Origin of the sequence: Streptomyces sp. NPDC014991, assembly GCF_043080665.1 — a bacterium.
In the GTDB taxonomy this organism is placed as follows: domain Bacteria; phylum Actinomycetota; class Actinomycetes; order Streptomycetales; family Streptomycetaceae; genus Streptomyces.
In genome coordinates this window covers 848,020-869,463 of the sequence record NZ_JBIBVY010000001.1, presented here as the reverse complement: position 1 = coordinate 869,463, position 21,444 = coordinate 848,020, and the positions used below count along the sequence as shown (strand labels likewise).

The following is a 21,444-nucleotide window of genomic DNA, read 5'->3' as shown; positions in this document are numbered from 1 at the left end:
GGACTCCAGACATCGGACCGGACCGTACGGATCCAGTATCAGCTGGTCGGCACGGTTCGGTCGGGGAGGGGGGAGAGTCTTTCTCAGGCCTTGCCGGCCAGCTCGAAGCCGGCCTCGTCCACGGCGGCGCGGACGGCCTCCTCGTCCAGCGGGGCCTCGGAGACGACGGTCACCTCGCCCTTCGACGCGACGGCCCGCACCGAGGTCACGCCGGGGATCTGGGAGATCTCACCGGAGACGGAGCCCTCGCAGTGGCCACAGCTCATGCCGGTCACCTGGTAGACGGCGGTGACGGAACCCGGCGTGTCGGTCTGAGCGGTCATGTCGTTACTCCTCGTCGAAGCGTGGTGCGGTCGGTGAGGCACCGGAGTACCCCACACCCGCAGTGTACCCCCAGGGGGTATCCCTTTCGGAGGAGGGGTGTGCCGACTGTTCTTCTTCGGAGGCTGTCGGGTGGCGGCGAGTCGCTCACCCGCGCATGACACTCAGTAATCGATGGGCCACACAGCATAACCATGATGGGCTCACCCGCGTTTTACGTGGTGCGGGTGAGTGCCCGTGATGATGTCAGGAAGGCAGGAAACTCATGAGACGGACTACCCGATACGGCGTGATCGCCGTGGCCGCGTCCGGCGCGATGGCCGTAGCCCTGCCGGTGTCCGCCGCGTTCGCGGCCGAGGGGGCCGGCGCCGACGCCACGACGGCCGGCTCACCCGGTGTGCTCTCCGGCAACTCCGTCCAGGTCCCGGTGCACGTGCCGGTGAACCTCTGTGGAAACACCGTGAACGTCGTTGGGCTGTTCAACCCGGCCGTGGGCAACACCTGTGTGAACGGTGGCTCGGCGAAGGCCGACGGTGCCGGGAAGAGTGGCTCGACACGGGCCGAGGGTGCGGGGAAGGCCGTCCCGGCGCACACCCGCAGCGGGAAGGAGCGTGACGGATCGGGCGCGTCCGGTGGGGCGTCGGCTCACGGCACCACCGCGGACTCGCCGGGGCTGCTGTCCGGCAACGACCTGCAGCTCCCGGTCCACCTGCCGGTGAACGTGTCCGGGAACAGTGTCAACGTGGTCGGTGTCGGCAACGCGGTCGTCGGCAACGAGTCGGTCAACGACTCCGGCGACCACACGCGCCGGATCTCGCACTCCACGGTCCCGAGGCCCCGGGCCCCCAGGCCGCCGGCCTCCGTCCGGTCCCACCCCGCTGCGCACACCCCGGGTCACGCGGCGCCCTCGCTGGCCCACACCGGAGCGGACCTCACGGCCCCCGCCCTTGCCGGCAGCGCCGCGCTCATTGTGGCGGGTGCGATCCTGTACCGCCGCTACACCCCTGGTCACATCCGCTGACCCGGCACCGGGCGTGCCCCGGTTACGACAAGTGCTGCGGGTCCGTCGTGACGCCCCGGACCCGCAGTGCCGAACCACTCCCGAAGCCGGTCGTCCAGCGGTGACGCTGTGACAGCGCCGTGGGGACGGGTGGTTCTCCGAGAGTGACGGAGCGGGCCCTGGGAGAAGCGGTTTCTCCCGGGGCCCGTGACGTGTCCGTACCGATCAGGCCCTGAAGCAGCAACGCGAAGGGCACGCACAGTCGGCGAGGCCGCACACCGCGCACGTGGGCGGTGGGACGGCCGCGCCGGGATGATCTGTGCGTGCCCGGAGCGAAGGGTGGCGAGGTCAGAACGCCTGGTTGCTGCAGCCCATGTTCGAACCGAGGTGGCTCTGCTGCGCGCCCGGGTTGCCTTCACCGTTCAGCACATTGCCCGCCAGGCCGGTGAGGGCGCTGAGGCCGCCGATCACCTCGATGTTCATGTCGTGTGAGCGGCACTCGATGCCCTGGTTGATGTCGAGGTCGTGACCCGGCTCACCGTGGGCGAAGGCGGCGGTGCTGCCGGCGAGGGAGCCGACGCTGCCGAGGATGGCGCCCACGAGGACTGCCTTGTGCATCTTGCGCATGGGTTTCTCCGTTGGTCGAGCGGACGGGATCCGCAAGAGGTCGAGTGGGGAGGGGGTGCGGACGATCGCGGGAAGCGTCAGCCGAGTCGGGGAAGACCCAGCTGGCCGACGGGAGGCGCCGCGACCTGCCCGAGGCCGACCGGAGTCACCTGCGGCACGCTCTCGGGCGTGACCTGCGGGTTGACAAGCGGGTTGATCTGCGGGTTCACCTGCGGGTTCACCTGCGGAGCGACCCACATCGGGGGCTCCGGGCCGAACGCCTGGGGCACGGCGACCTGCGGGGCGACCTGCGGGGCGACCTGCGGCATGACCTGCGCGGGCTGCTGCGCAGGGGCGGCCTGCTGGGAGTACACCGGAGCGGCCTGCTGGGAGTACACCGGAGCGGCCTGCTGGGGGTACGCCGGGGCTGCCTGCTGCTGGGGGTACGCAGGGGCTGCCTGCTGTGCAGGGGCGGCCTGTTGCGGGTACGCGGGGGCGGGTTGCTGCGCCGGGGCGGCCTGCTGCGGGTACGGCGCGGTGGTGGCCTGTGCCGTTCCCTGCGACGAGGCCGATGCGGCGGCGTACCCGGTCTGCTGCTGCGGCGCGGCTTGCGGAGCCATCGCCACGGGTGCGGTCTGCGGAGCCATCGCCGCGGGCGCGGCCTGCGGAGCCGGCGCGGTCTGCGGAGCCGGGTGGTCGGGAGCCGGCACCGGAGTGGGACTGCCATGTCCGACCGGAGCGTCGGCATGGCCGGCGCCGGCGCCGATGCCGGAGAGACTGCTGGCCGCTGCTACGACGAGCGCGGCCTTGTGAAGCTTGCGCATGAAACCCTCGGCCCTTCGATACCTGAAAAACATTGCATGCGGTGCGGTCACGCGTGCAGACGGTGGGGTACTGCCGCTGCACGGCAGCAGCGGTGATGCGTGAGCAGCGCGCGGACTGTGTTCGGAACCGGCAGCACATTCCCTCACCCACAGGTCAACGGTCGCTGCCTTCTCCCCGTTGGAACGAGGACTCGCGCGCTGTGGTCACGGCACCCTGACACCCGTCACCCGTTTGCCTCGACCGGCGCGCGTGGCGGCCCGTGCGCCCTTGCGTCAAATGGGTGACCTGCGACCGGGCGGCCGTATCCGGGTCCGCGTTCACCTCGTTCCCCACGGGCCGAGAGCGATGGCATCGCAGGGCAGCGAGAGCAGTGACAACCGCGTTGCCGCATCGGCATTTCGCCAGGTTTCGTGCACAGGTCAATGAAGGGCCGAAAATCCCATGCGCAAGCTTCAGAAGGTCGCGCTCCTCGTCGCGGCAGCCGGCGGTCTGTCCGCCGTCGGTGCCGGCCCCAGCTCCGCCGTCACCCCCGCCCACAACGGGGCGGCGCCGGCCCCCGTCTCACAGTCGGACACCCAGGTCAACTCGGCCGCCTCCTCCCAGGCGACCGCGCAGACCTACGGCTCGCCGGCCGCCCCGCGGCAGGCGGCCCCGCAGCGGGGCACCGAGGTGGCCCCGCAGATCAACCCCCAGCTGAACCCGCAGCTCTCTCCCCAGCTCTCTCCCCAGGCCCCGCAGTCGGTACAGGGCGGACCGGTGACCCAGTCCAACCTGTTCCGTCCGTACCAGGAGTGCAGCCCGCAGACCCTGCTCGACGCGAACGTCCCGATCGCCCTGCTCGCCGCGTCCGAGACCAAGGGCGTCGACTGCACCCAGGCCAACAACCAGGCGAACTCCCTCGCCAGCGCGCAGCAGCAGCGCTAGCGCACGGCCGGCCTCGACGCCCGGCACGGACCGCTGGCGGATCGCGGCCCACGGGCTCCGTCCGCAGGCGATACGGCCTTTCGGGTGCTTCTGCCTCACGATCACAGACACGGCGCGTCACTGTCCGTTTTAGAGGGCTTCGTACTAATCTCCGTGACTGTAGGAAGTCGGTCTGTCACAGACCGCACGCACTAACTCATCGGAGATGAAATGCGCAAGCTTCGCAACGTTGCCGTCCTCGTCGCCGCACTCGGCACCATCGGCTTCGCGGGCGGCACGGCCCAGGCGGGCGACGGCGGCGAGCACGGTGACCACTTCAACGTCACGCAGACCAGCACCTGCCGTTCGCACGACCTGAACGTCGACATCCTCGGCGAGGTCGGCGTCCTCAACGGCCTGCTGGGCAACGCGCTGAACGGCGAGGGCAACCCGGGCGCCCAGGCGACCGACATCGGCTCCACCCAGGGCTGCAACAACAGCGCCTTCTGAGGCTCTGAACGACGCAGAGACGTCGGACAGCACAAGGTCCCCGGCACCGGGCCGAGGCGTGGCGCCGGGGACCGTTGACGTCCGCCCGCGACGCCGGGAGAACTCTCTCCCGGTGCGCCGCTGGATTCTTCCGGCCGTTCCGGATCACGCCCTTCGTGATCGCACGGTTCGATCGTTCACAGATCACATCCCCCCGATTCACTGGAGATGACATGCGCAAGCTCCGCACGGCCGCCGTCCTCGTCGCTGCGCTCGGGAGCGTCGGGCTCCTGGGTGCCGGCTCCGCCTACGCCGGCGGCGGTGACAGCTTCGACATCAAGCAGAGCAGCAGCTGTACCTCGCACGACCTGAACCTCGACGTCCTCGGCGAGGTCGGCATCCTCAACGGCCTGGGCGGCAACCTGCTGAACGGCGAGGGCAACCCGGGCGCCCAGGCGACCCACCTCGGCTCCACCCAGGGCTGCAACAACAGCGCCCTCTGAGGCTCTGTCCGGCGCTGACGCGCCGGGCAGTGAACGGTCCCCGGCGTCAGGCCCGAGGCAGGGCGTCGGAGGCCGTCGAAGTGCGCCGGCGGTGTGGCGAAACATCTGTTTCGGTGCGCCGCTGGCTTCTTCCGGCCGTCGCGGATCAGCGTTCGTGATCGCGCGGCCTCGATCGTCCACAGATCACATCCCCTTCGATTCACTGGAGATGACATGCGCAAGCTCCGCACGGCTGCCGTCCTCGTCGCTGCGCTCGGGAGCGTCGGGCTCCTGGGTGCCGGCTCCGCCTACGCCGGTGGCGACGGCGGCTTCGACGTCACGCAGACCAGCACCTGCCGGTCGCACGACCTGAACGTCGACGTCCTGGGCGAGGTCGGCCTGCTCAACGGCGTGCTGGGCAACGCGCTCAACGGCGAGGGCAACCCGGGTGCGCAGCAGACCAGCATCGGTTCGGACCAGGGCTGCAACAACACCGTCGGCCGCTGATAGCGCGGAACCGTTTCCCGGTGCCCCGGCCGTCGGCCGGGGCACCGGGCGTTCTTGTCTCATCGGTGGGCTCGCCTCCGCGGAGACGGAAATGCCGGGCCGGGAAGAATCCCGGCCCGGCATTTTCCCGCAGTGATCAGGATGCGATCTGCGGCTTCTTGAAGCCCTTGGGCAGCTCCGCCTTGTTGGAGCAGTCCACGACCGGCCCGACGTGGGTGGACCCGCCGCCCACCAGTCCGTTCTCCGGATCCACCACGCTCGGCCGGTCGGTCGTCGAGCAGTCCTGCGTCTGCTTGATGACGTGCGTGCCGTCCTGGTCGGTGTAGGTCTCGCTCTTGTGGACGCAGACGGTGCCCTGTTCGCTGGTCTTGCAGTCGTCCGGCTTCCCCTCCGCGTACGCGTGCGCGCCGCCGAGGCAGATGATGGCGAGACTTCCGACGAGTCCCGAGACGGTGGCGATCTTCTGTGGACTGAACATGTGCTGTGTTCCTTTACAACGGTGGCCCGGGCGCCTGTGCCGTTGACCGGCGTGCGCCCGGGCCCGGGAAGAGGTCGAAAACAGGGCATCCTGACCGGACGCGCTGTCAGGTGAGCGCGACGGCAGGATGGCCGCGGCCCGGACGCGCACCCTGTGGGACCGCGCGTCCGGGCAGCCTGTGCCACGGTTGTCGTCCGACACACCGTTGAACCGGACCGAGCCGGTGGGGGCCGGGGAGTCCGGGTCCGTAACGTGCTCAGGCCTCCGAAGAAGTTCGACGCGCCCGTGCGGCGCCGAGAGGGTGAGCCCTCGGTAGGGCCTTACTCGCCCTCTCCCTGGTGCTCGCTGTAACCCTGCTCGGGCTCGTGGTCCTTCTGCTCCTCCGGCTGGGCCTCCGGCTGGTGCCGCTCCTCCTGGGGGGCGTAGTAATCGCCGCCGACGGCCACGGCGTTGGCCACGGCGGTGACCGCCGCCGGCGCGCCCTCGCCGGCGAAGCTGACCCCGGCACCGAAGGCGGACAGACCGGCGACCGCGGCCGCTACGACAGCGGCGCGCTGGAACTTACGCATGGTTGACCCTTTCTTACACGGGCACGGCGCCCGCGTATGACTACGTACCGTGAGAATAGACGGACGTTACGTAGTTTTTCGGGACCTACACCCCATATGTCGCTGTCGCACCTGTACCATCTGTCCGCTTCTGTGCCGTGCGTCCCTCAGGATGCCGGCAGGACCGTCGTCGTCGGGGAGCAGGACACCCTGTGCCCGAACTGCGTCGTCCCGTTCCCCAGGGCGGCGGGCAGCACCGTGGGCTGCACCGGCATGCAGGTTTCCTGGTGGGGGATGACGCCGTTCGCGGGCACCTCGCCCTTGATCTGCTGGGTGCAGACGATGTCGCCCGACGGGTCCTGGGTGCAGGTTCCCGGGCCGCTGCCGGGGTGCGCCTGGGCCATGCCGGTGCAGGTGACGGCAAGGCCGCCGACGAGCCCCGCGACGGCCATGATCTTCTTCCTGCTGAACATGTGATGCGTCTTCCTTCGTGGGAGTACCCGATGCCCGGGCACCGGCCGCGCCGGGCGCTGTCTTCGATGCCCGGGCAACCGGCCGGGGAGCCGGGACCCTTCGCGGCTGACTCCGAAGGGCCCCACGGGCGTCGTGTACGAGGACGCTGCCGGACTCAGCCGTTGAAGGCGTTGTTGAACTGGCCGCAGGTCGTGTCCAGGGTGCCGGCGAGGCCGAGCACCGCGATCGGGATGTCGTTCTCGATCGCCGTCTGCGGACTGCACTCCTGGTAGGGGCGGTAGAGGTTGGCTACCTGCGGCCCCCCGTCGGAGGTGTCTGCGGCGACGGCGGTGCCGGCGCCGGCGCCGATGGCCGACAGGCCGCCGGCCGCCGCGACTGCTGCGATCACGACCTTCTGAAGCTTGCGCATGGAACCCTCGGTTCTTCGCTTGTGCAACAAATTGTTGCTCAACGTGACTTCACAGACACTACCAGTAGCGAAGGGGTGTTCCTTGCCGGACATTCGTGTCATGAGGAGGTCGGGAGACCGCGGAAGCGCTGTGTCGTCGCCAACGTGCGGACCAGAAACTCCAGTTGTGGTGCCCCGGCGGTCGCAGCACCGTGGAGGTGCGTCAGGTGCCGTACGACGGCGGCACCAACACGGGTGAACCCGCAGAAAGTTGCGTCAGGAGAATGCCGGCTCCGCGACCCGGAGGTGACCGCGGTCCGGCGTCGAGACGATCAGGTCCCGCAGTCCCTCGACGTACCGCCGCACGTTCTTGTAGGCGACCTCGGTGTCGGGGTAGCGGCAGGCGAGCCACAGTCCCTCGTGCAGCCGGTTGACCCAGACGCACACCTGGTCGCCGTGCGACACCCGGATCAGCCCGTACGCCTTCTCCTCGGCCCAGCGGGCCGACCCGGGAACGACGCGGGCATCCATGTACGAGACGATCGAGTACATGTCGGGCGACGTCGGACGGAAGTCCGCGCCCAGCAGGCGCAGTACGCGGGCCAGCGGGATGCGGGCCAGCGACCGGTTGGCCCGCAGTTCGGAGCGGACGGCGGTGAGTGCGCCGTCGAAGTCCCGCGCCGCGGGCACCTCGATCGGTGCGCCGCCGACGTACCAGCCCACGGAGTCCGACCAGGCGGACTTCACCCGGGTGTGGAACGGCACGACCGTGCGGTAGTACGGCTGTCCACCGAGCTCGTGGACGATCAGACTGGTGGCGGCCAGGACGCCGACCAGGCTGCCGCCGTAGGGCCGGCAGTGCGTCTCGAACGCGGCCGCCGCGCCCGCGTCGAGGAGCGGCTCGCACATCAGCTTCTGGGTGGGTAGTTCGCCGCCGGGCCGCAGACCGAGGTCGACGGGGAACTCCGGGAGCCTTCCGTCGCAGCGGCCGATGAACTCCCGCCAGCGCGCGACGATCGCGTGCGTGTCGTCGATCCCGTCCGCGTCCGCCCGCTCCTGCTGGCAGAAGTCCACGTAACTCCTCGTGGAAGCGTCGACGGCGCACCGTCCGGTGGCGGCCGCCGTGTACAGCTCGTGGATCTCGTCCGGAACGCGCTGGAGGGAGTAGGCGTCGACATTGGTGTGGTCGAAGGCCATGTACACGCTGGTGGAGTCGTCACGGACGACCGCCGCGTAGATGAGGTTCGGCCAGCCGAGCGCGTCCGCCGCGACGTCGAACCGGTCCTGCAAGTGCCGGACCAGCGCGCCCGTGTCGGCGAAGTCGCCGACCACCTCCCGCCGCAGCGACACGTCCCTTCCGTCGAGCGTGAACCGGTGCATGTCGTCGCCGGCCCACCGGAAACCGCTGCGCAGCGTCTCGTGGCGCAGCGTCCAGTCGCGCAACACCCGTTCCAGCACGTCGAGATCGGCTCGGCCCGGCAGGTCGAACGCCGTGCCGAGCCAGGTCGGTACGAACAGTCCGTCCTCGCGCACCGACCGCGCCGTCCTGATGTGCGACTCCTGAATGTACGCCGGCGGCCGCGGGTCCGGCGGCAGTGCTGCCGCTGCCGCGATGGTCGCCGGGCTGAACGTCCACTCGACGAGCCGCCCGGGCCGGACCTCGCAGCGCTGAATGTCAGAAATTCGCACAGTGGCGTCTCCTTCGCAGAAGACACCAGCTTGATCAAGGGGGAGCCGTGCGCGAGCGGTGGCCGCTGTGTCGCGGGCAATTCAGCGGGATGTGTGACGCCTCGAACGGCGGAGCGATCAGCCGCTCGAGGGGCGGCGCCCGGGCCCGAGCGACGGGGGGCCGCCCCGCCGGGCCCGCGGACGGGGTCAGCCGTCCTTCCGGCCGCGGTTGCCGGGGCGCGAGGCGACCCAGGCACGGACCGTGTCGGCGTACCAGTAGGGCTTTCCCCCCTCGACGTGGTCGGGCGGGGGCAGCAGCCCGTGCTTGCGATAGGACCGTACGGTGTCCGACTGCACCCGGATGTGCGCCGCGATCTCCTTGTAGGACCAGAGCCTTCGGTCGGTCATGCGTTGCACCTCCCCGCGCGCACCGCGGCCGCGACCGGGGAACGGCCGCCGGGGGACCGGGCGCTGCGCTGGCGATCAACAAGCCTGTGCCCCGTCAACGACGCCCGGTGATCGACGGAGAGCGTCTGTTGATCTGGTGTGACCGAGAGCCCGCGTACACGGGACATGTGTTACAGGCAGGGAATATCTGTGACACATCCACCACAAAGGGCAACCATGAGGACCTCCGAACGGGCGCCCGGCCGAACCCGCGGAGGGACTTGGTTCGAATGTCTGGACAAAACATTGACAGGGTTCGGCGTGCGGGGCTAGAAAACCGGGGAGAGTCATGACGAAGGGAAGCCGATGGTCCACGACCTGATCACCATGGGGCGGATCGGAGTGGACCTCTACCCGCTCCAGACCGGTGTCCCGCTCGCCCGGGTGTCGACCTTCGGCAAGTTCCTCGGCGGGTCGGCGGCGAACGTCGCGGTCGCCGCGGCCCGGCTCGGCCGGCGCACCGCCGTGATCACCCGCACCGGCGACGATCCGTTCGGCGCCTATCTCCACGAGGCGCTGCGCGGCTTCGGCGTCGACGACCGCTGGGTCACCCCCGTCCCCGGCCTGCCCACCCCGGTGACCTTCTGCGAGGTCTTCCCGCCGGACGACTTCCCGCTCTACTTCTACCGGCAGCCCAAGGCCCCCGACCTGGAGATCGACGCCCACCAGCTGGACCTGGACGCCGTCCGCGGGACCCGGATCTTCTGGGTCACCGGCACCGGCCTGAGCGAGGAACCGAGCCGTACGGCGACCCTCGCGGCCCTCGCCCACCGGGCGAGGTCGGGGACCACCGTCCTCGACCTCGACTGGCGCCCGATGTTCTGGACCGACCCCGCGTCCGCCCGCCCGATCTACGCCGAGGCCCTGCGCCACGCCACGGTCGCCGTCGGAAACGTGGACGAGGTCGAGATCGCCACCGGGGAACGCGAACCGTATGCGGCCGCCCGCGCCCTGCTGGCCGCCGGTGTCGAGCTGGCCGTCGTCAAGCAGGGACCCGAGGGGGTTCTCGCCGTCCGCAGCGACGGCGAGAGCGCCGAGATCCCGCCCCTGCCCGTCACGGTCCTGAACGGACTCGGTGCCGGGGACGCCTTCGGCGGCTCCCTCTGCCACGGCCTGCTCGCCGGCTGGGACCTGGAGACGGTCATGCGGCACGCCAACGCGGCCGGCGCGATCGTCGCCTCCCGCCTGGAGTGCTCCTCCGCGATGCCCGCCCCCGACGAGGTGGCCGCCGCGCTCGAGGCAGGAGCGGTCCGGTGAGGGCGGGCCGCGTCACGGGTACGCACACCCACGGCGGTGACGGGGTCCGCCACCCCCGCGTGGACGTCCCCGAACTCGTCCGCATCCGCACCCGTCACCCCGAGGCGATCGCCGAGGCCGCCGCCCGCCGGGCGCGCAGGCCCCTGCTGAACGAGAACGGCCGGCTGATGATCGTCGCCGCCGACCACCCGGCCCGCGGCGCCCTCGGCGTCGGCGGCCGCGGGCTGGCCATGGCCAACCGCGCCGACCTGCTCGAACGCCTCTGCCTCGCGCTGTCCCGGCCCGGCGTCGACGGCGTCCTCGCCACCGCCGACATCCTGGACGACCTTCTGCTGCTCGGCGCCCTGGACCACAAGGTCGTCATGGGCTCGATGAACCGCGGCGGCCTCCAGGGGGCCAGCTTCGAGCTGGACGACCGGTTCACCGGCCACCGCCCCGAGGACATCGAGCGACTCGGCTTCGACGCGGGCAAGCTGCTGCTGCGCGTCGACTACGCCGACCCGGGCTCCCTGACCACCCTGGAGTCCACCGCCCGCGCCATCGACGCCATGGCCGCCCGCCGGCTCCCGGTGTTCGTCGAGCCCTTCATCAGCCGCCGCACCCCCGAGGGCAGGCTGAGCAACGACCTGTCGGCCGAGGCGGTCACCCGGTCCATCGCCATCGCCTCGGGCCTCGGCGGCTCCTCCGCCTACACCTGGCTGAAGGTGCCGGTGACCGACGACCCCGGCGACATGGCCCGGGTGATGGAGACCTCCACGCTGCCCGCCGTGCTGCTCGGCGGGGACATCGGCGACTCGCCCGGGGACCGGCGCGCGGCCTACGACAAGTGGCGCGGCGCCCTTCGACTGCCCACCGTGCGCGGCCTGGTCGCCGGCCGCTCGCTGCTGTACCCGGCGGACGGCGACGTGGCCGCCGCCGTGGACACCGCCGTAGGACTGCTGTGAGGGCCGCATGACGAGCACCGACCTGCATCTGCCCAGGGGCACGACCGCGAACGCCCGGTACGCCGTCGACATCGGCCCCGAGCGGGCCGGGTGGACGCACAGCAGCCTGCGCGTCGTGGAGCTGACACCCGGCGGTACGCAGACGTTCACCACCGGGGACAGCGAATGGATCGTGCTTCCGCTGGAAGGCGGATGTACCGTGCGAATCGAGCAGCAAGAGTTCCAACTCCTGGGCCGGGAGAGCGTGTTCGCGGACGTCTCCGACTTCGTGTACGCCCCCCGGGACACCCGGGTCCAGATCGCCTCCGGCGCGGGAGGCCGCTTCGCCCTGGCAGGAGCGAAGTGCGAGCGACGACTCCCCGCCCGCTACGGCCCCGCGCCGGAGGTACCCGTCGAGGAACGCGGCAGCGGCAGATGCGCCCGCCGGGTGCGCAACTTCGCCTCGGCCGACTCCTTCGACTGCGACAAGCTGATCGCCGTCGAGGTGATCACCCCGGGCGGCAACTGGTCCTCGTACCCGCCGCACAAGCACGACGAGCACCGGCCGGGCGAGGAGTCCGAGCTGGAGGAGATCTACTACTTCGAGATCGACGGCCCGAACGGTCTCGGCTACCAGCGTGTGTTCCCCTCCCGGCCGGGCGGTTCCGACCTGCTCGCCGAGGTCCGCTCCGGCGACGCGGTCCTCGTCCCCGACGGCTGGCACGGCCCGTCCGTCGCCCAGCCCGGGCACGACCTGTACTACCTGAACGTCATGGCCGGCCCGGGCGCGACCCGTGAGTGGCGGATCTGCTTCCACCCGGACCACACCGAGACCACAGGGGGATACCGATGACGACGCGGCTGACCGTCGCCCAGGCACTCGTCCGCTTCCTCGCCGCCCAGTACACCGAGCGGGACGGCGAGCGGCGGCGGCTGATCGGCGCCACCTGGGGCATCTTCGGGCACGGCAACGTCGCCGGGATCGGCCAGGCGCTGATCGAGTACGCCGACGTCATGCCGTACCACCAGGGCCGTAACGAGCAGTCCATGGTGCACGCGGCGGTCGGCTACGCCCGACAGTCGAACCGCCTGTCCACGCACGCGGTGACGACGTCCATCGGCCCCGGCGCGACCAACCTCGTCACCGGCGCCGCCCTGGCCACCGTCAACCACCTGCCGGTGCTGCTCCTGCCCGGCGACGTCTTCGCCGCCCGCCCGGCCGACCCGGTGCTCCAACAGCTGGAGGTGCCGTACGCCGGCGACGTGTCGGTCAACGACACCCTGCGCCCGGTGTCCCGGTACTTCGACCGCGTCACCCGCCCCGAGGCCCTGATCCCGTCGGCTCTCCAGGCCGTGCGGGTCCTCACCGACCCGGCCGAGACCGGCGCGGTCACCCTCGCCCTGCCGCAGGACGTGCAGGCGGAGGGCTACGACTGGCCGGAGGAGTTCTTCGCCGAGCGCGTGTGGACCGTACGACGGCCGGGCGCGGACCCGGCCGAACTGGCGGAGGCGGTCCGGGCGGTCCGGCAGGCGCGCCGGCCGCTGGTCGTCGCGGGCGGCGGAGTGCACCACAGCCGCGCGGAGGAGGCCCTCGCGGAGTTCGCGTCGGCCACCCGCATCCCCGTCGCCTCCACCCAGGCCGGCAAGGGCTCCCTCCGGTACGACCACCCGCAGGACGTCGGCGGGATCGGGCACACCGGCACCGCGACCGCCGACGAGCTGGCCCGCAACGCCGACCTGGTGATCGGCGTCGGCACCCGGTACACCGACTTCACCACCGCCTCCGGCACCCTCTTCGCCCACCCGGACGTCCGCTTCCTCAACCTCAACATCGCGCCCTGTGACGGCCACAAGCTCGCCGGACTCCCGCTGGTCGCCGACGCCCGCAGCGGGCTCGGCGAGCTGACCGAGGCGCTGGTGATGCACGGGCACACGGTCCCCGACTCCTACGTCACCGGCTACACCGCGGACAAGGAACGCTGGGAACGGCGCGTCGACGCCTGCTTCGCGGCCGGCGACGGCGCCGCACGGCCGACCCAGCCGCAGGTCATCGGTGCCCTGGACGCGCTCGTGGACGAGTCGGACATCATCGTCAACGCGGCCGGCTCGCTCCCCGGCGACCTGCACAAGCTGTGGCGGGCACGCTCGCGCGACCAGTACCACCTGGAGTACGGCTACTCCTGCATGGGCTACGAGATCCCGGCCGCGCTCGGCGTGAAGCTCGCCGCGCCGGAGCGGAACGTGTGGGCGCTGGTCGGCGACGGCACCTACCTGATGATGCCGACGGAGATCGTGACCGCCGTGCAGGAGGGCGTCGCGATCAAGGTCGTGCTGGTGCAGAACCACGGGTACGCCTCGATCGGCGGCCTGTCGGAGTCGGTGGGCGCCGAGCGGTTCGGCACCGCCTACCGGTTCCCGGCGAAGGAGGGCGGGTACACGGGCGCCCCGCTGCCCGTCGACCTCGCCGCCAACGCGGCCAGCCTGGGCATGCGGGTGCTGCGTGCCGGGACCGTGGGGGAGCTGCGGGAGGCGCTCGCCGAGGCACGGGCCGCCGGCACTCCCACATGTGTCTACGTGGAGACCGAAACGTCCGACACTGTGTCGGGCGCGCCCGAGGCGCAGGCCTGGTGGGATGTTCCTGTGGCCGAGACCGCGACCCGACCGTCGGCGGTCAGGGCACGTGAGCTGTACGAACGGCACGTCTCGACCCGACGCCGCCATCTGTAGAAGGAGTTTCTGGGCATGACGAAGATCGTCAACCACTGGATCGGCGGAAAGACCGTCGAAGGCGCGTCGGGCACGTACGGGCCGGTCACCGACCCGGCGACCGGCGCGGTCACCACCAAGGTCGCCTTCGCCTCGGCCGAGGAGGTCGACGCGGCGGTCGCGGCGGCCAAGGACGCCTTCGTGACCTGGGGCCAGTCCTCGCTGGCCCAGCGGACCACCGTCCTCTTCCGGTTCCGCGCGCTGCTGGACGCCCACCGCGACGAGATCGCCGAGCTGATCACCGCCGAGCACGGCAAGGTGCACTCCGACGCGCTCGGCGAGGTCGCGCGCGGCCTGGAGATCGTCGACCTCGCCTGCGGGATCAACGTCCAGCTGAAGGGCGAGCTGTCCACGCAGGTCGCCAGCCGGGTCGACGTGGCCTCGATCCGCCAGCCGCTCGGTGTCGTCGCGGGCATCACGCCGTTCAACTTCCCCGCGATGGTCCCGATGTGGATGTTCCCGATCGCCATCGCGACCGGCAACACCTTCGTGCTGAAGCCGTCCGAGAAGGACCCCTCGGCCTCCGTCCGGCTCGCCGAGCTGCTGGCCGAGGCGGGCCTGCCCGACGGTGTGTTCAACGTCGTCCACGGCGACAGGGTGGCCGTCGACCGGCTCCTGGAGCACCCGGACGTCAAGGCCGTCTCCTTCGTCGGCTCCACCCCGATCGCCCGCCACATCCACACCACCGCCTCCGCCCACGGCAAGCGCGTGCAGGCGCTCGGCGGCGCCAAGAACCACATGCTGGTCCTGCCGGACGCCGACCTGGACGCGGCGGCCGACGCGGCGGTCTCGGCGGCCTACGGCTCGGCGGGCGAGCGCTGCATGGCCATCTCGGCCGTCGTGGCGGTGGGCGCGATCGGCGACACGCTGGTGGAGAAGATCCGCGAGCGCGCCGAGAAGATCAAGATCGGTCCGGGCAACGACCCGGCGTCCGAGATGGGCCCGCTGATCACCAAGGCGCACCGGGACAAGGTGGCCTCGTACGTCTCCGGCGCCGCCGCCGAGGGCGCGGAGGTCGTGCTCGACGGCACCGGTCACACCGTCGAGGGCTACGAGGACGGCCACTGGATCGGCATCTCGCTGCTCGACAAGGTGCCGACCGGCGCGAAGGCGTACCAGGACGAGATCTTCGGCCCGGTGCTGTGCGTGCTGCGCGCCGAGACCTACGAGGAGGGCCTGGCGCTCATCAACGCCTCGCCGTTCGGCAACGGCACCGCGATCTTCACCCGGGACGGCGGCGCCGCCCGCCGCTTCCAGCTGGAGGTCGAGGCCGGCATGGTCGGGGTGAACGTGCCGATCCCGGTCCCCGTCGGCTACCACTCCTTCGGCGGCTGGAAGGACTCGCTCTTCGGCGACCACCACATCTACGGCAGCGACGGCACGCATTTCTACACCCGCGGCAAGGTCGTCACCACCCGCTGGCCCGACCCGGCCGACGCCCCGACGGGCGTGGACCTGGGCTTCCCGCGCAACCACTGACCCGGGCGGCACGGCGCCCCGTCTCCTCCCCGTGCGGGAGGGGGCGGGGCCTCGGCCGTCACCGTCTTCCCGGACCCGCCCGAGTCCTCCGCGAGCCGTTCTCCCCGAAAACGGCGGAGCCTCCGATCTCGCGGCAGTGGCAGGAATGCGACCGAATCAGCCGTCCGGATACCGGACGGCTGACATTTTTTTGAAACACCCGCTGCGGTTCCCGTTCTGGCTGGACGAAACGGATGACGAAGGGGTTCTGTCGTCATCACCTTGGAAAGCAAGGTCAGACTTGGTTGAAGCTTGATGGATACACCTGTAGGGCGTCACAGCCTGGGAAAGTGATGCGATGCCGGTTCTTTCACGGGTGCGGATTCCGCAGGTAAACGGCCATTGACGTGACGGTTTTCGTCGGGGTTCTCTATGCAACGCCGGGAGCGGACGAAACGAACGTACGACGATCCGCCGGAGGCGATAGCGCTCCCGACCCCACCCTCAGCCGCTCACGTCGATCGGAACCGCCGCATGACCGACACGCTCCAGAAGTCCGTGGTCGACACCGCGACAGCCCCCGCACCCGAGCTGAAGCGCTCCATCGGTGTCGTCGGCGGCACACTGCTGACGCTGTCCTGCGTCACGCCCGCCTCCACGCTCTTCGTCGTCGTCCCCGACCTGTTCGGCTCACTCGGCACCGCCACCGCCCTCACGATCGGCATCGGCTCCCTCCTCTGCATCGCCGTCGCGTTCTGCTACTCGGAGCTGGGCACCCTCATCCCCAGCGCGGGCGGCGAGTACGCCATGGTCTCCACGATGGCCGGACGGCTCGCGGGCTGGCTCGTCTTCGTCCTCTCCCTCCTGGTCGTCATGATCGTGCCGCCCGTCATCGCGATGGGCACCGCCGACTACCTCGCCCCGCTCGTCCACCTCGACCCGGCGATGACCGGTGCCGGCGTCATGCTGCTCGCCACCCTCGCCGGCCTGCTCGACCTGCGCGCCAACGCCTGGATCACCGGCATCTTCCTGGTCCTGGAGGTCATCGCCGCCGGAGTCGTCGCCCTGCTCGGCTTCTCGCACAGCCACCGCGGGCTGAGCAGCCTGACCTCCATGCAGGTCGCCGGCTCCGGCGGCCACACGGACACCGTGACCGCCATGCTGGTCGTCTCCGGGCTCGCCATCGCCCTCTTCGTCACGCAGGGCTTCTCGACCGCCGTCTACCTCTCCGAGGAACTGGAGAACCCGCGCCGCAACGTCGCCCGGACCGTCATGGCCACCCTCGCCATCTCCACCGTGGTCATCCTGGTGCCGGTCGCCGCCATCACCATGGGCGCCGGCGACCTCGAGGAACTGACCGGCGGCGACATCAGCGCCATGGTCACCGCCTGGTCCAACTCCGCGGTCGGCACCTTCGTCAGCCTCTGCGTGGCCCTCGCCATCATCAACGCGGGCATCGTCATGGTCATCCAGAACTCCCGCGTGCTGTTCGCCTCCGCCCGGGACAAGGCCTGGCCCGGCCCCGTCAACAGCGTCTTCGCCAAGCTCGGCCGCTTCGGCTCCCCGTGGGTCGCCACGCTCGCGGTCGGCGTCCCCGGCGCGCTGCTCTGCTTCGTCAACCTCGACACCCTGTACGGCGTCACCGGCGTCTCCGTGACCGGGATGTACCTGCTCGTCGCGGTCGCCGCCCTGCTCAGCCGCCGCGGCGCCCACAAGCACACGACCGCCTGGCGGATGCCGCTGTGGCCCGCGGTGCCGGTCCTGCTGATCGCCGTCCTCGCCTACATCCTGACCCAGCAGGAGGCGGCCTACCTGCTGTGGACCGGCGGCATCACCGCCGTCGCCACCCTCTACTGGGCGTTCTACCTGCGCCCGCGCCGCGAGACCCGCTGGCTGGTGTCCATCCCCCAGGACGCCCGGACGGCCGAGGACGCGCCGGTCACCGAGGGCGCACCGGTCACCGAGGGGACACCGCTCACCGCGGGCACGCCCGTCCCCGGGGCGGCGCAGGCCTAGGCATCACAAGTCCCACGTCACCACGGTGCACGTCCGCACGGGCCGCTCCGTACCACGGCTGAAGTACGCCGGAACAGACCCGTACGCCCCAGGGAGGGCACAGGGCTACGACCGGCGGCAGCAGCGGTTGTCGGTGGCGGCCCGTACCGTTGGTACATGGATCTTCGACCTCCCCGGCTGCGTGCGCTGCTGCGCGGGCCACGCCGGCTCCTCGCCGGCGTGGCCGCCGTCGTGGTGCTCACCGGTGCCGGGACGTGGACGGCGGCCGTCGCCTCCGACGACACGCGGACCGTGCGGCGCAGCGACCACGTCATGGCGGTCGACGGAGTCCGCCTGGACACCTCGTTCTTCACCCCGGACGCCACCGGCCGGCACCCCGCCGTCCTGCTCGCGCACGGCTTCGGCGGCAGCAAGAACGACATGCGCCGGCAGGCCGAGGACCTCGCCCGCGACGGGTACGCGGTGCTCACCTGGTCCGCGCGCGGCTTCGGCCGGTCCACCGGGAAGATCGGGCTGAACGACCCCGAGGGCGAGGTCGCCGACGTCTCCCGGCTCGTCGACTGGCTGGCCCGACAGCCCCAGGTCCGGCTCGACGGGCCCGGCGACCCACGCGTGGGCGTCACCGGCGGCTCCTACGGCGGCGCGGTCTCGCTGCTCGCCGCCGGGCACGACCGCCGGGTGGACGCCATCGCCCCGGCCATCACCTACTGGAACCTCGCGGACGCCCTGTTCCCGAACGGGGTGTTCAAGAAGCTGTGGACCGGCATCTTCATGAACACCGGCGGCGGCTGCGCGAGATTCGAGCCCGCGCTGTGCCGGATGTACGACCGGGTCGCCGGGTCCGGCACCCCTGACCCGGCCGCCCGCGCCCTGCTGGAGGCACGCTCGCCGTCCGCCGTCGGCACCCGCGTCAAGGTGCCCACCCTGCTGGTACAGGGGCAGACGGACTCCCTGTTCACCCTCGACCAGGCCGACGCGGCCGCACGGGCGATCCGGGCGAACGGCGCACCCGTCGACGTCGACTGGATCGCCGGCGGACACGACGGCGGCGACATGGAGACGGGCCGCGTCGAGGCACGCGTGCGTGCGTGGTTCGACCGGTATCTGAAGGGCGACAGGACCGCCGACACGGGCCCGGCCTTCCGCATCACCCGTACCGGCGGCGTCGACTCCACCGACGGCACCGCCCAGCTGCGCGGCGCCGACGCCGACACCTACCCCGGCCTGCACGACCACCGGCGCACCCTCGCCCTCACCGGCCGCACCCAGCACGTCGCCAACCCGGCCGGCGCCAGCCCGCCCGGCGTCTCCGCCCTGCCCGGCCTCGGCGGCTCCGGCGGCCTCGCCCAGCTGTCCGCGCTCGGTGTCGGCGTCTCCCTGGACTTCCCCGGCCAGTACGCGCGCTTCGACTCGGCACCACTGCCCCGCGACCTGCGGATCACCGGCGCCCCGACCGCCACCGTGCGCGTCACCTCCACCCGCGACGACGCCGTCCTGTTCGGCAAGGTCTACGACGTCGCCGCCGACGGCACCGGGCAGGTGCTGCCCGCCCAGCTCGTCGCCCCCTTCCGGGTGACCGGCGCCAAGGCCGGCAAGGACGTCACGGTCACCCTCCCCGCCATCGACCACGAGGTACGGGCGGGCCACCGGCTCCGCCTGGTCCTCGCCTCCACCGACCTCGGCTACGCCTCACCGACCGCCCCGGCCACCTACACCGTCGCCCTGAAAGGCGGCCTGAGCGTGCCGACCGCCCCCGCCGTCACCACCGCGGCGGCCCCCCTGCCCGCCTGGGTGTGGTGGCTCCCCGCGGCCGGCGCCGTCGCCGCGCTCGCCCTGCTGCTCACCGCCCGCCGCCGCACGGCGGCCCCCCTACCCGACCCCGAGCTGGCCGACGTCCCGCTCGTGATCAGCAACCTGCACAAGCGGTACGCCGGCTCCACCGACCGGTACGCGGTCCGCGAACTGTCCTTCCGCGTCGAACGCGGTCAGGTGCTCGGCCTGCTCGGCCCCAACGGCGCCGGCAAGACCACCACCCTGCGGATGCTGATGGGACTGATCGTGCCGGACGACGGCGAGATCCGGGTGTTCGGTCACGCCGTGCGGCCCGGCGCCACGGTGCTCTCCCGGGTCGGCGCGTTCGTGGAGGGCGCCGGATTCCTGCCGCACCTGTCCGGCCGGGAGAACCTGGAGCTGTACTGGCGGGCCACCGGCCGCCCGCCCGAGGACGCCCACCTGGACGAGGCCCTGGAGATCGCCGGCCTCGGCGACGCGCTCGCCTGCGCGGTGCGCACCTACTCCCAGGGCATGCGCCAGCGGCTGGCCATCGCCCAGGCCATGCTCGGCCTGCCCGACCTGCTCATCCTGGACGAGCCCACCAACGGCCTCGACCCGCCCCAGATACGCGAGATGCGCGAGGTGATGATCCGCTACGCGGCCGCAGGCCGCACGGTGATCGTCTCCAGTCATCTCCTCGCCGAGGTCGAACAGTCCTGCACCCATCTGGTGGTCATGGACCACGGGCGGCTCGTGCAGACCGGCCCCGTCCACGAGATCACCGGCTCCGGCGACACACTGCTGGTCGGCACCGCCACGCCCGTGGAGGAGCCGGTGGTGGAGAAGGTGGCCGCGCTGCCCGGCGTCGCCTCCGCCGTCCGCGCCGACGACGGGCTGCTGGTCCGCCTCGGACCGGACGGCACGGCCGAGCGGCTGGTCGTGGAGCTGGTCCGGCTGGAGGTGCCGGTCGTCTCGGTCGGCCCGCACCGCCGCCTGGAAGACGCCTTCCTCACCTTGATAGGAGGTGCCGCATGAGCACGCTGACCGAGGTCGCCCCCGGCTACCGGGCGGGGCGCACCCTGCCGCCGCGGGTGGAGCTGGTGCGCCAGCTCAAGCGGCGCCGCACGCTGGTCATGGGCGCCGTCCTGGCCGTGCTGCCGTTCGTGCTGCTGATCGCCTTCGCGGTCGGCGGCGAGCCGGGCGGCCGGAACAACCAGGTCACGCTGATGGACACGGCCACCGCGTCCGGCGCCAACTTCGCCGCCGTGAACCTGTTCGTCTCGGCGGGTTTCCTGCTGGTGATCCCGGTCGCCCTGTTCTGCGGGGACACCGTCGCCTCGGAGGCCGGCTGGTCCTCGCTGCGCTATCTGCTCGCCGCGCCCGTGCCCCGGGCCCGGCTGCTGTGGTCCAAGCTCGTCGTGGCGCTCGGCATGAGTCTCGCCGCGATGGTGCTGCTGCCGCTGGTGGCGCTCGCCGCCGGCACGGCGGCCTACGGCTGGGGCCCGCTGGAGATACCGACCGGCGGCGCCCTGGACACCGGTACGGCGGCACAGCGGCTGCTGGTGGCGGTGGCGTACATCTTCGTGTCCCAGCTGGTCACCGCCGCCCTGGCGTTCTGGCTGTCGACCAGGACGGACGCCCCGCTCGGCGCGGTCGGCGGCGCGGTCGGCCTGACCATCGTCGGCAATGTCCTGGACGCCGTCACCGCCCTCGGCCACTGGCGTGACTTCCTGCCCGCGCACTGGCAGTTCGCCTGGGCCGACGCCGTCCAGCCCCACCCCGAGTGGTCCGGCATGATCCAGGGCACCGCGCTCTCCCTGACGTACGCGCTGGTGCTGTTCGCCCTGGCCTTCCGCGGTTTCGCCCGCAAGGACGTCGTCTCCTAGGCAGGCCCTGAACTCCCAGCTCTGCCCCCAGGGGCAAAGTAACCGGCGGGTAGCTTCTGGATGGTCAGATGACCCGTTTCCTGCCTCTCGGGCGCTTCGTTGGACCGTCCGGGTGAAGCCCGGTGCAGGCGAGGGAAGGGGCCGTGCGGCACCAGTCCGGCGACGTACCACTGACGTCCGTTCGCGCGGACCACCAGCCCGCCGGCTGCCGGCCGGCCCCGGACCGTCG

At 71.4% G+C, this 21,444-nt stretch carries 22 protein-coding genes; 13 read left to right on the top strand and 9 right to left on the bottom strand.

Going from position 1 to position 21,444, the window contains the following annotated elements; translation table 11 throughout:
• Window positions 1-83: 83 nt before the first annotated feature.
• Window positions 84-323, bottom strand: a complete 240-nt coding sequence (locus ACF1BE_RS03925; RefSeq protein WP_392197364.1) for a heavy-metal-associated domain-containing protein — start codon at window positions 321-323, stop codon at window positions 84-86.
• 263 nt (window positions 324-586) lie between these two features.
• On the opposite strand from ACF1BE_RS03925, the gene ACF1BE_RS03920 reads away from it, so the two are divergent.
• Window positions 587-1,342 carry a chaplin gene (locus tag ACF1BE_RS03920; RefSeq protein WP_392197363.1) on the top strand — a complete coding sequence of 252 codons (756 nt, stop codon included), beginning with the start codon at window positions 587-589 and terminating at the stop codon, window positions 1,340-1,342.
• A 327-nt stretch (window positions 1,343-1,669) separates the two neighbouring features.
• Here the strand turns inward: ACF1BE_RS03920 and ACF1BE_RS03915 are convergent, their stop codons facing one another.
• Together ACF1BE_RS03915 and ACF1BE_RS03910 are read right to left on the bottom strand one after the other, a co-directional pair.
• A complete protein-coding gene (locus ACF1BE_RS03915) occupies window positions 1,670-1,948 on the bottom strand; it encodes a hypothetical protein (RefSeq protein ID WP_392197362.1) in 279 nt (92 codons plus the stop codon).
• Between the two features lie 77 nt (window positions 1,949-2,025).
• Complete coding sequence (locus ACF1BE_RS03910) at window positions 2,026-2,751, bottom strand: hypothetical protein (RefSeq protein WP_392197361.1); 726 nt, start codon at window positions 2,749-2,751, stop codon at window positions 2,026-2,028.
• 442 nt (window positions 2,752-3,193) lie between these two features.
• On the opposite strand from ACF1BE_RS03910, the gene ACF1BE_RS03905 reads away from it, so the two are divergent.
• The 4 genes from ACF1BE_RS03905 to ACF1BE_RS03890 all read left to right on the top strand — a co-directional run bounded on the left by ACF1BE_RS03905 (window position 3,194) and on the right by ACF1BE_RS03890 (window position 5,133).
• Window positions 3,194-3,676, top strand: coding sequence for a hypothetical protein (locus ACF1BE_RS03905; RefSeq protein WP_392197360.1), 483 nt, complete (start codon window positions 3,194-3,196; stop codon window positions 3,674-3,676).
• A 210-nt stretch (window positions 3,677-3,886) separates the two neighbouring features.
• Window positions 3,887-4,165: a hypothetical protein gene (locus tag ACF1BE_RS03900; protein WP_392197359.1), complete on the top strand. Its 279-nt coding sequence runs from the start codon at window positions 3,887-3,889 to the stop codon at window positions 4,163-4,165.
• A 212-nt stretch (window positions 4,166-4,377) separates the two neighbouring features.
• Window positions 4,378-4,647, top strand: coding sequence for a hypothetical protein (locus ACF1BE_RS03895; RefSeq protein WP_392197358.1), 270 nt, complete (start codon window positions 4,378-4,380; stop codon window positions 4,645-4,647).
• A gap of 213 nt (window positions 4,648-4,860) precedes the next feature.
• Window positions 4,861-5,133 (top strand): hypothetical protein, encoded by a 273-nt coding sequence (locus tag ACF1BE_RS03890; RefSeq protein ID WP_392197357.1) that lies wholly within the window; start codon window positions 4,861-4,863, stop codon window positions 5,131-5,133.
• Window positions 5,134-5,269: 136 nt separating this feature from the next.
• Here the strand turns inward: ACF1BE_RS03890 and ACF1BE_RS03885 are convergent, their stop codons facing one another.
• The 6 genes from ACF1BE_RS03885 to ACF1BE_RS03860 all read right to left on the bottom strand — a co-directional run bounded on the left by ACF1BE_RS03885 (window position 5,270) and on the right by ACF1BE_RS03860 (window position 9,097).
• Window positions 5,270-5,611 (bottom strand): hypothetical protein, encoded by a 342-nt coding sequence (locus ACF1BE_RS03885; RefSeq protein ID WP_392197356.1) that lies wholly within the window; start codon window positions 5,609-5,611, stop codon window positions 5,270-5,272.
• A 320-nt stretch (window positions 5,612-5,931) separates the two neighbouring features.
• Window positions 5,932-6,180, bottom strand: coding sequence for a hypothetical protein (locus ACF1BE_RS03880; protein WP_392197355.1), 249 nt, complete (start codon window positions 6,178-6,180; stop codon window positions 5,932-5,934).
• A 146-nt stretch (window positions 6,181-6,326) separates the two neighbouring features.
• Window positions 6,327-6,632, bottom strand: a complete 306-nt coding sequence (locus tag ACF1BE_RS03875) for a hypothetical protein (protein WP_392197354.1) — start codon at window positions 6,630-6,632, stop codon at window positions 6,327-6,329.
• 155 nt (window positions 6,633-6,787) lie between these two features.
• Complete coding sequence (locus ACF1BE_RS03870; RefSeq protein ID WP_392197353.1) at window positions 6,788-7,042, bottom strand: hypothetical protein; 255 nt, start codon at window positions 7,040-7,042, stop codon at window positions 6,788-6,790.
• Window positions 7,043-7,297: 255 nt separating this feature from the next.
• Window positions 7,298-8,710, bottom strand: coding sequence for a condensation domain-containing protein (locus tag ACF1BE_RS03865; RefSeq protein ID WP_392197352.1), 1,413 nt, complete (start codon window positions 8,708-8,710; stop codon window positions 7,298-7,300).
• 186 nt (window positions 8,711-8,896) lie between these two features.
• Window positions 8,897-9,097, bottom strand: a complete 201-nt coding sequence (locus ACF1BE_RS03860; protein ID WP_392197351.1) for a helix-turn-helix transcriptional regulator — start codon at window positions 9,095-9,097, stop codon at window positions 8,897-8,899.
• Window positions 9,098-9,442: 345 nt separating this feature from the next.
• Here ACF1BE_RS03860 and iolC point away from each other — a divergent pair, with 345 nt between their 5' ends.
• The 8 genes from iolC (at window position 9,443) to ACF1BE_RS03820 (ending at window position 21,215) form a co-directional block, all read left to right on the top strand.
• The gene (gene iolC, locus ACF1BE_RS03855) at window positions 9,443-10,393 is read left to right on the top strand and encodes a 5-dehydro-2-deoxygluconokinase (RefSeq protein WP_392197350.1); all 951 of its coding nucleotides are present in this window, start codon (window positions 9,443-9,445) and stop codon (window positions 10,391-10,393) included.
• On the top strand, window positions 10,390-11,337 hold the full coding sequence (locus ACF1BE_RS03850; RefSeq protein ID WP_392197349.1) for a deoxyribose-phosphate aldolase: 948 nt from the start codon (window positions 10,390-10,392) through the stop codon (window positions 11,335-11,337). The genes iolC and ACF1BE_RS03850 overlap by 4 nt, the downstream gene beginning before the upstream one ends.
• A gap of 7 nt (window positions 11,338-11,344) precedes the next feature.
• Window positions 11,345-12,169, top strand: coding sequence for a 5-deoxy-glucuronate isomerase (gene iolB / locus ACF1BE_RS03845; protein ID WP_392197348.1), 825 nt, complete (start codon window positions 11,345-11,347; stop codon window positions 12,167-12,169).
• Entirely contained in the window at window positions 12,166-14,043 is a 1,878-nt protein-coding gene (gene iolD / locus ACF1BE_RS03840) for a 3D-(3,5/4)-trihydroxycyclohexane-1,2-dione acylhydrolase (decyclizing) (protein ID WP_392197347.1), read from the top strand. The genes iolB and iolD overlap by 4 nt, the downstream gene beginning before the upstream one ends.
• A gap of 15 nt (window positions 14,044-14,058) precedes the next feature.
• Window positions 14,059-15,561: a CoA-acylating methylmalonate-semialdehyde dehydrogenase gene (gene mmsA, locus ACF1BE_RS03835; RefSeq protein ID WP_392197346.1), complete on the top strand. Its 1,503-nt coding sequence runs from the start codon at window positions 14,059-14,061 to the stop codon at window positions 15,559-15,561.
• A gap of 513 nt (window positions 15,562-16,074) precedes the next feature.
• Window positions 16,075-17,556 carry an APC family permease gene (locus tag ACF1BE_RS03830; protein ID WP_392197345.1) on the top strand — a complete coding sequence of 494 codons (1,482 nt, stop codon included), beginning with the start codon at window positions 16,075-16,077 and terminating at the stop codon, window positions 17,554-17,556.
• A 156-nt stretch (window positions 17,557-17,712) separates the two neighbouring features.
• Window positions 17,713-20,364: a CocE/NonD family hydrolase gene (locus ACF1BE_RS03825; protein ID WP_392197344.1), complete on the top strand. Its 2,652-nt coding sequence runs from the start codon at window positions 17,713-17,715 to the stop codon at window positions 20,362-20,364.
• Entirely contained in the window at window positions 20,361-21,215 is an 855-nt protein-coding gene (locus ACF1BE_RS03820; protein WP_392197343.1) for an ABC transporter permease, read from the top strand. Before ACF1BE_RS03825 ends, ACF1BE_RS03820 begins: the two co-directional genes overlap by 4 nt.
• Window positions 21,216-21,444: the final 229 nt, after the last annotated feature.

Bases quoted from the DNA above. Each gene is read 5' to 3' on its own strand.
- ACF1BE_RS03895 (WP_392197358.1), top strand. From the start codon at position 4,378: ATGCGCAAGCTCCGCACGGCCGCCGTCCTCGTCGCTGCGCTCGGGAGC.
- ACF1BE_RS03885 (WP_392197356.1), bottom strand. From the start codon at position 5,611: ATGTTCAGTCCACAGAAGATCGCCACCGTCTCGGGACTCGTCGGAAGT.
- ACF1BE_RS03910 (WP_392197361.1), bottom strand. From the start codon at position 2,751: ATGCGCAAGCTTCACAAGGCCGCGCTCGTCGTAGCAGCGGCCAGCAGT.
- iolD (WP_392197347.1), top strand. From the start codon at position 12,166: ATGACGACGCGGCTGACCGTCGCCCAGGCACTCGTCCGCTTCCTCGCC.
- ACF1BE_RS03900 (WP_392197359.1), top strand. From the start codon at position 3,887: ATGCGCAAGCTTCGCAACGTTGCCGTCCTCGTCGCCGCACTCGGCACC.
- ACF1BE_RS03875 (WP_392197354.1), bottom strand. From the start codon at position 6,632: ATGTTCAGCAGGAAGAAGATCATGGCCGTCGCGGGGCTCGTCGGCGGC.
- ACF1BE_RS03905 (WP_392197360.1), top strand. From the start codon at position 3,194: ATGCGCAAGCTTCAGAAGGTCGCGCTCCTCGTCGCGGCAGCCGGCGGT.
- ACF1BE_RS03915 (WP_392197362.1), bottom strand. From the start codon at position 1,948: ATGCGCAAGATGCACAAGGCAGTCCTCGTGGGCGCCATCCTCGGCAGC.
- ACF1BE_RS03830 (WP_392197345.1), top strand. From the start codon at position 16,075: ATGACCGACACGCTCCAGAAGTCCGTGGTCGACACCGCGACAGCCCCC.
- ACF1BE_RS03825 (WP_392197344.1), top strand. From the start codon at position 17,713: ATGGATCTTCGACCTCCCCGGCTGCGTGCGCTGCTGCGCGGGCCACGC.
- ACF1BE_RS03870 (WP_392197353.1), bottom strand. From the start codon at position 7,042: ATGCGCAAGCTTCAGAAGGTCGTGATCGCAGCAGTCGCGGCGGCCGGC.
- ACF1BE_RS03880 (WP_392197355.1), bottom strand. From the start codon at position 6,180: ATGCGTAAGTTCCAGCGCGCCGCTGTCGTAGCGGCCGCGGTCGCCGGT.
- ACF1BE_RS03925 (WP_392197364.1), bottom strand. From the start codon at position 323: ATGACCGCTCAGACCGACACGCCGGGTTCCGTCACCGCCGTCTACCAG.
- iolC (WP_392197350.1), top strand. From the start codon at position 9,443: ATGGTCCACGACCTGATCACCATGGGGCGGATCGGAGTGGACCTCTAC.
- iolB (WP_392197348.1), top strand. From the start codon at position 11,345: ATGACGAGCACCGACCTGCATCTGCCCAGGGGCACGACCGCGAACGCC.
- ACF1BE_RS03820 (WP_392197343.1), top strand. From the start codon at position 20,361: ATGAGCACGCTGACCGAGGTCGCCCCCGGCTACCGGGCGGGGCGCACC.
- ACF1BE_RS03890 (WP_392197357.1), top strand. From the start codon at position 4,861: ATGCGCAAGCTCCGCACGGCTGCCGTCCTCGTCGCTGCGCTCGGGAGC.
- ACF1BE_RS03860 (WP_392197351.1), bottom strand. From the start codon at position 9,097: ATGACCGACCGAAGGCTCTGGTCCTACAAGGAGATCGCGGCGCACATC.
- ACF1BE_RS03920 (WP_392197363.1), top strand. From the start codon at position 587: ATGAGACGGACTACCCGATACGGCGTGATCGCCGTGGCCGCGTCCGGC.
- mmsA (WP_392197346.1), top strand. From the start codon at position 14,059: ATGACGAAGATCGTCAACCACTGGATCGGCGGAAAGACCGTCGAAGGC.